The sequence below is a fragment of the Geitlerinema sp. CS-897 genome, assembly GCF_028368005.1.
Taxonomy (GTDB): domain Bacteria; phylum Cyanobacteriota; class Cyanobacteriia; order Cyanobacteriales; family Geitlerinemataceae; genus Baaleninema; species Baaleninema simplex.
This window is the reverse complement of sequence record NZ_JAQNCQ010000100.1, coordinates 1-7,470: the sequence shown is the minus strand read 5'-3', so window position 1 is coordinate 7,470 and position 7,470 is coordinate 1. Positions and strand designations below refer to the sequence as shown.

The 7,470-nt window shown below is 48.8% G+C and carries 6 protein-coding genes; 4 read left to right on the top strand and 2 right to left on the bottom strand.

Features of this window, described 5'->3' with window-relative positions; translation table 11 throughout:
* From POG22_RS05990 to POG22_RS05975, 4 genes are all read left to right on the top strand, one after another.
* The coding region (locus POG22_RS05990; RefSeq protein WP_498904159.1) for a phosphodiester glycosidase family protein at positions 1 to 434 on the top strand (434 nt) is incomplete at its 5' end.
* Between the two features lie 258 nt (positions 435 to 692).
* The gene (locus tag POG22_RS05985) at positions 693 to 1,568 is read left to right on the top strand and encodes a sulfotransferase domain-containing protein (RefSeq protein ID WP_498904158.1); all 876 of its coding nucleotides are present in this window, start codon (positions 693 to 695) and stop codon (positions 1,566 to 1,568) included.
* Positions 1,569 to 1,990: 422 nt separating this feature from the next.
* Complete coding sequence (locus tag POG22_RS05980) at positions 1,991 to 2,629, top strand: hypothetical protein (protein WP_498904157.1); 639 nt, start codon at positions 1,991 to 1,993, stop codon at positions 2,627 to 2,629.
* A gap of 140 nt (positions 2,630 to 2,769) precedes the next feature.
* Positions 2,770 to 3,756, top strand: a complete 987-nt coding sequence (locus tag POG22_RS05975) for a cupin-like domain-containing protein (RefSeq protein ID WP_498904156.1) — start codon at positions 2,770 to 2,772, stop codon at positions 3,754 to 3,756.
* 86 nt (positions 3,757 to 3,842) lie between these two features.
* Here POG22_RS05975 and metX read toward each other — a convergent pair whose 3' ends face one another.
* Together metX and POG22_RS05965 are read right to left on the bottom strand one after the other, a co-directional pair.
* Entirely contained in the window at positions 3,843 to 4,898 is a 1,056-nt protein-coding gene (gene metX, locus POG22_RS05970) for a homoserine O-acetyltransferase MetX (protein ID WP_498904160.1), read from the bottom strand.
* 551 nt (positions 4,899 to 5,449) lie between these two features.
* On the bottom strand, positions 5,450 to 6,757 hold the full coding sequence (locus tag POG22_RS05965) for an O-acetylhomoserine aminocarboxypropyltransferase/cysteine synthase family protein (RefSeq protein ID WP_498904155.1): 1,308 nt from the start codon (positions 6,755 to 6,757) through the stop codon (positions 5,450 to 5,452).
* Positions 6,758 to 7,470 lie beyond the last annotated feature (713 nt).

Here is a 7,470-nt window from a genome sequence, read left to right as displayed (position 1 = left end):
GTGAGGGAGAATATGCGGGGGAAAAGGTTCTATTGGCGATTTCTGGGGACGAAGCCCAGATTCTCCCGTTTCCAGAGGTTGGGTTTCCTGAAAATCCGCTGTTTTCGCCAGTTCCCGATTTGATTGTGGGATTGAACGAGTGGGCGGATAAGGGAATTAAACGCAACGTCGGGCGCACGTTTGTCGGGGTGGGCGATCGCGATGGAAATGGAACGAACGAAACGCTGTGGGTGTTGACTTCGCCGCGATCGACTCAACTGCGGGCGTCGCGGGTATTACGGGCGTTTGGGGCGTCGGCGGTGATGATGCTCGATGGTGGTGGTTCGACGCAGTTAATGGTTCGCGGGGTGGAATTCGTGCGATCGAGCGATAAGTCTCGGCGCGAGATTCCTCATGCGATCGGGGTGATTTTACCGGAACGTCAGTCGGATTGACGTTTGCCATCCTCAAGGATAGGGGGTGTCATTTCTTACCTCATACGGAATCCGCACACCATAGCCCCTCTTAAAGCGATCGCTCAAAATCGATGTAAGTCCTTGCGTAAAGAGACTTTACAGCGAAGTCCGCAAAACAGAGTTTTCAAACCTGGATTCCGTATCACTAAGCTGCTACCCTCCTCAAGGCAACTTATCTGTAGCTGCCCAGAGCATTTCTACGTCTGTCTCAATCCTAATCACCCGTATTGCTTTAGAATGAGAAGAGAAGACCGTTCACCTTATTCAGGAGCTTTATTAGTGGTAGAAAAGCCGAAAAATCAGATAATTTGGCTAGCATCTTATCCGCGATCGGGAAATACGTGGATGCGTTTTTTACTTGCCAATTTAATTTTCAGCAAACCTGAAACTAGTTTAGATATCGAGAAATTAATTCCTGATATCCATTTTTTTATATCTGAACCCGAGCTAAAATTGGAAGACTTGCTTGAATGGAAAATATTGGTTTGCAAAACGCATTTTAAATTCAACAAAACAATGCCTTTAGTACAGCATACTGGTGGATTTATATACATTGTACGCCATCCGATAGATGTGATGATGTCAAATTTTAATTACAATTTACGAAGGACTGGATATCGTTTATCAGACATAAATCCGGATACCGTCAACAACTATCTTGAAGTATATATCAACGATTTCCTGAAAAACAAGGGAGACTCAAGATATTTTAAGTTTGGATTTGGAAATATACTAGAGCATTACGATTCATGGCTTAAAATTCTCGATCGCTTTCAAGGCTATGTAATTCGCTATGAAGATTTATTATCAAAGCCCAAAATAAAATTACAAGAAATTTGTAATTTTCTAGGATTAAATGTTGACAGTATTGAAATAGAACGAGCCATTCAAAATTCTTCTTTTTCGGAGATGAAAAAACTAGAAGAGCAAGCAATAGAGCGGAAAGAACTAGGAATGTTATATCATCCTAGTTTTCAAGCTGCTCATAAAAAAGGAGTGCGTTTTTTTAACCGAGGTAAAGCAGGATGGGGAAAAGAAGCTCTTTCTAACGAACAAATAGAACGTGCAAAAGATGTATTTTCTCCAATTTTAAATCGGTTTAAATACGAATAAAAAATTTGGTGGTATTATACAGTAATAATGCAAAGATTATGGCTCTTCGGAGTTTAGGGTGTTATAGCCAGCCCAACTGATTCGTGAAATCCTGTAATCTGAAAGTACTGTAGCACGGCGATCCCAACTACAGAAGGCGTTCACAACTTAAATGATTCTGCTATAGAAAAACTAACTTCACGAGATTTCAAAGATTTTGGCTCTCGAATTTTGATTTTTTGTATCAAATGATACATTTTAAATCACAAACTCCGAAGATCCCGAGAACTCTTGAGTCAACGGGCTGTAAGTCTTTTCCTGTCTGCTTTATTCTTTGTTACCCCCACGGAGTCAATCCTGACATGAGGTTGTCGGGATTTTCCCCAACCCCTACCGAATATAACGATACTGAGCGAACCTGGCAGTAGGGGAGTGAAAACAATATGCTAGAAACGCTTATTTGGAGTCTGTTGGTTGGTAGTCTGGGAATTGAAAGCTTGATGGCGGCGATCTGGCTGCGATCGAAGGAAGTGGCGATTCAACAGCAGCAGGAAGAGGAGGACGAGTTTTTGGTGCAATACGACTCGAAAGAAGGACACTGGGAAATCGAACCGTCCTCGAACAACGGCGAAGTCACGAATCCATTCGAGAGTTTTGAGGATTTCCCGGTGGACTGGCGAGCGTCGGGATGGGAATATAAAATCGTTCGCACGAGCCGCGATCTGTTTGGCAATCCGGCATTTTTACAGCGGGTGCGGGACGAAGAAGCCGAGGCGGGATGGATACTCCTCGAAAAACTCGACGATCGCCGAATTCGCTTCAAACGGTCGATCGCCTTCGGTCAGGCCCTTCCCCTCGATCGCTTGCGCTTCGATCCCTATCGCTCTCACGTCGGTCCGACAGGCGAAGCGGGAAACTGGTTCGGTGTGGTAGTGGTACTGCTGGCGTTGGCGTTACCTGCTTATCTGGGATATCAGTTAGTCGAGACGACGCTACACAAGTCGCGATCGAACCAACTGTCTCACCCCACTCAGCAAGCGATTCCCACCTTACCGAAATCTGCGCCACCTCCGATGCCGTAACCGCGATACAAATTACCGGAAATTGTCGGTCGTCAATTGGTCGATCGCCGCTCTCTCGCCAAGCGACTTGACAGGGTCGAGAAGATCCGATTGAGTACTATCGGACTGATTGATTTGCATTTCGGGCTGGTTTTATTCTTATGAACTTTCCGCAAGAGACGTCGCGCGATCGCGGTGATGCCTCGGACACTTCAAGTCTTCGCATCTCCGGTATTTCTCGCCTCGACTATCAAACTCTCTCTCCTCATCTTTTTTTTAGAAGCTATAGACAAAACGGCGTTCCTGTGATAATAAAAGGACTCGTCAACGAACCGGATTGGACGCTCGAGTATCTCAGTCAACAGTTCGGCGATCGCGAATTTCTCTGTCGGTTTTACGGTGCAGAGCGAAAAACCCTCGACAAGCACCAATGGGACAGCATCGGTAGTGGTATCGATGCCAAACCCCTGCCGTTTTCTCAATACGCCGAACTCGTGCGCTCCGGAGAAGCCCGCCGTCAAGACATTTATCTGGCAAAATGTCCCTTAAAAACCACACCGCTCGACCGTTCGACCTCCTTGCACCAGTGGGGGCAAAAACTGGGATTCGAGAAAGCTGCCAGTGACTTAAATCTTTGGATCGGCCCGGGCGGACATATCGAAAGCTTGCATTACGATACGTTTGACGGAACTCTCGCCCAACTCCACGGACGCAAACATCTTGCTTTGTTTCCCCCCTCTCAACTGAAGAACCTGTATCCGTTTCCCCTCATCAAACACCTCACGCAAGGATTGAAGCTGCGATCGTGGTTCAGCCAAGTCGATCTCGATCGCCCGAATTTCGAGAGTTTCCCTAAACTCAAAGACGCGTTAAACGATCGCATCGACGTGATTTTACATCCCGGAGAATTACTGTATATTCCCTCAGGATGGTGGCACGAAGTTACAGCCTTAGACGACCCGTTAGTGTGTTCGGTCAATCGCTTTTGGCACGTCCGTCCGAGGCGGCGATCGCTACTATCGGAAAGTGCTTGGCGAACCTATTTCGGAATCGGGTTGTCGATCCCTTACCTTCTGTCTCAACTAGCGATCGCGGCCTTAAAACCCAACGCCTCCCAAGAAATCGAAAAGATCCGACGAATGTTCTGAATCTCAATGTTGAATTACCTCCACATCCCGTTTCCTCCTTTTGAGTCGGGGCTATTTTTCGCAGCGCTACAGACGTCCTACCTCGCTCAGCTAAAGACCGCCCGACGAAACTCGACGATCGACCGGTTGAGGGCTTCCATATCGATTAAAAATGCGTCGTGACCGTGAGGAGAGTACAACCATTCGAGTTTGGCGTTCGGCATAAACCGAGCGAGTTCTTGTTGTTCGACAGGTGGATACAACAAATCGGAATCGATCGTGACCACTAAGGCCGGTCGATCGATCGATCGCAACACGTCGTAATAATCCCCGCGCCCTTCGGCTACGTCGTGGCTGTCCATTGCATCGATCAGTGCCAGGTACGTATTGGCATCAAAGCGATCGACTAACTTTTGCCCTTGATATCTTAGATAGCTACAGACCGCGCGATCGCCGTTTTCCTGCACCTTACGGCCGAACCGTTTCTCAAAACTCTCGTAAGCCCGATAAGAGATCATCGCCATCATCCGCGCCGCTGCCAGTCCCTGCTTGGGGAGTGCGTCGTCGTCGTACCATCCCCCTCGCCAGTTCGGATCGGAGCGGATCGCCTGTCGTTGTGCTTCGCTGATACCGATACACCACGCCGAATGTCTTCCCGAAGCGGCCACCGACACGATCGACTCGACGAAGTCTGGATAGAGTTTTCCCCACTCCAACACTTGCATTCCCCCCAGAGAACCGCCGATCGCCATGCGTAACTTCTGCACGCCCAACTCTTTCATCAACCGCGCTTGCAGGCGCACCATATCGCGGACGGTAATCGAAGGAAAGTTCGGTCCGTACGGTTTTCCCGTGGCGGGATTCATCGAAATCGGACCGGTCGTTCCGTAACAGCTCCCGAGTACGTTACTACATACGATAAAGTCGCGATCGGGATCGAACGCTCTTCCCAATCCGAACAACGGCCCCCACCATTCGTCGGCGTCAGCACTTCCAGTTAAAGCGTGACAAATATGAATGGCGTTGTCGCCGTTTGCGTTGAGCCGACCCCACGTCCGATACGCCACCTTCACGCCAACCATCACGTCCCCTGACTCGATCTCGAAGGGTTCCGTCAGTTGGTGAAATTGCGTGTCTGGAGATATCAAATGCGAGTATTTCATCGAGAATTGGCGATGGGGAATTGCTGAAAATTCTAATCGATCGACGGCTTGCGACGATAGGGGCATTCGATACCCCTAACCCGGTGAGAGTGTTCGCGTCCGCGAGATCGATTCTGGGGAAAGAGCAAACTGCACGGGGAGAAAGAGGATCTTTTGTCCCGCCAGTCGATCGCCGCCACCGTGGAAACTCTGCGATCGCCATCTCTTGACTCGTCGCGTTTGGCGGTTTGCAGGAGACAGGCGAAAGCTAAACTATGGTGGCCTCTACTCGAGCCTCATAGCCTCACTCAAATCAAAAAGGTCGCTTCGTGAGACTCGAGACCTCCCATCGATTTACCTATAGCAGCCGCCAAATAAACCAGGACATTTTTTCAAGACTGAAAACTCACACACAACTAGATCTGACTGTCCTAACCCAATTGGCAAGCGCTATACATGGTCGGAAACGGTAGAACCCCCCTCATCTCCCCCGACTCGCCGCGATCGCCGGTCGAGATGGGAAAAACGAGAGGGAACGGACACGACAAACGCGATCGCCCTTTGGATGGAGTTTATTTAACCTGAGCGAACGCTTGCTCGAAGTCAGCTTTGATGTCGTCAATATGCTCTAAGCCGACGGAAACGCGTACCATTTCAGGGGTAATCCCGGCTGCGTTCTGTTCCTCTTCTGACATTTGTTGATGAGTCGTCGAAGTCGGATGAATGACCAGCGTTTTCGCATCGCCGACGTTCGCCAAATGAGACGCGAGTTTGACGCTGTTGATAAACGTGCGCCCAGCTTCCATACCGCCTTTGATACCGAAACTCAACACGCAACCGAACCCGTGTTTGAGATATTTCTTCGCCCGTTCGTGGTAAGCGTGATCGCTCAAACCGGGATAGCTGACCCACTCAACTTGGGAATGGCTATCGAGCCACTTGGCTAAGGCTAACGCGTTTTGCGTGTGGCGATCGACCCGCAAAGACAAGGTTTCGAGACCTTGCAGCAGCAAGAAAGCATTGAACGGACTCAAGCACGGACCTAAATCTCGCAGTCCTTCGACTCGCGCTCGGATGATAAAAGCAATGTTGCCAAACGGACCGTTCGGACCGAACGTTTCGTAAAAGTTCAGCCCGTGATAGCCCGGAGAGGGTTCGGTAAATACGGGGAATTTACCGTTTCCCCAGTCGAATTTACCCGAATCGACAATAACTCCCCCGATCGAGGTTCCGTGACCGCCGATCCATTTCGTCGCCGATTGTACGACAATGTCGGCGCCCTCTTCGATAGGACGACACAGGTATCCCGCACAGCCAAAGGTGTTATCAACGATCAATGGAATGCCGTTTTCGTGGGCGATGTGCGCCAAGGTGTGAACGTCGGGAATGTTGAATTTCGGGTTGCTGAGACTTTCGACGTAAAGCGCTTTGGTGTTGTCGTCGATCGCATTGCGAAATTCTTCGGGATCGTCGCCACTGACAAATTTCACGTCGATTCCCATGCGGGGAAAGGCAACTTTAAATTGGTTGTAGGTGCCACCGTAAAGGGTACTGGTCGAAACGATGTTGTCCCCTGCTTGACAAATGTTATTGATGGCAATAAATTGTGCGGCTTGACCGCTGGCGGTGGCCAGTGCCATCACGCCACCCTCGAGGGCAGCAATACGCTGCTCGAATACGTCGGTGGTCGGGTTCATGATTCGGGTGTAGATATTCCCGAATTCTTTGAGTGCGAACAGGTTCGCTCCGTGGTCGGCGTCGTTGAAGGTGTAGGAGGTCGTTTGGTAAATGGGGACAGCCCGCGCGTTCGTACCGGGGGCAGGACTTTGTCCGGCGTGAATTTGTAAAGTTTCAAAATGGTGTTGATTGGCTTCTGACATGAACCGTTCCTCGATCGTGGGTTGGGTTTGGGGTAAAGGGGGTCTGCGTCGAGCTTGGGGTCAAATTATTCTAAGGCATCCCGTCTCTCTGAACAATTAAAAGTCTCGAGTGCGATAAGTTTTGTCACAAATAGGTAAAAATGCTGTAACGAGGGGCATGGAAACGGGAAAATCGTTTGCCATATCGATAGAGCAACCCTAAATCAGTTGTGTAACAAAATTGAGACAAAAAGGGAATTGGGAACGGGGAACGGGGAACGGGGAACGGGGAATCAGATTTTTTCGGGTGTTTTAATTTTTGACGACTCATTTGGGACTGCCATACTGTATTAACACATGGCAATTCAGTAAAATTTAGAATCGATCGCGTGTTTTTAAACCCAGAAATTCAGCGGATTTGAGTGAAAGTTTTAGGTTGAGTTTGTTCGAGTAACCTAAAATGTTCGATCGCGGATTCTACCAATTTCAGAACTTTCAAATACAGCATTAACCGTTCGCGGGTACGCTGACGATCGCTGTACAGCGATCGAAGCCGAACTTACAATCCGAAACGAAATCCCGCGATCGCTAACTCGGGTTTGCTGAAAAAGTTATCAAAAGCTGGGGGTGGAAAATGAACAAGAAGCCGTCTTGCTCAAGGTATAAATCTGAATTGACTTAACTCGTCCACTTTATAAGTTACAATAATATTTCTCGACAAAATTATGAAGTTT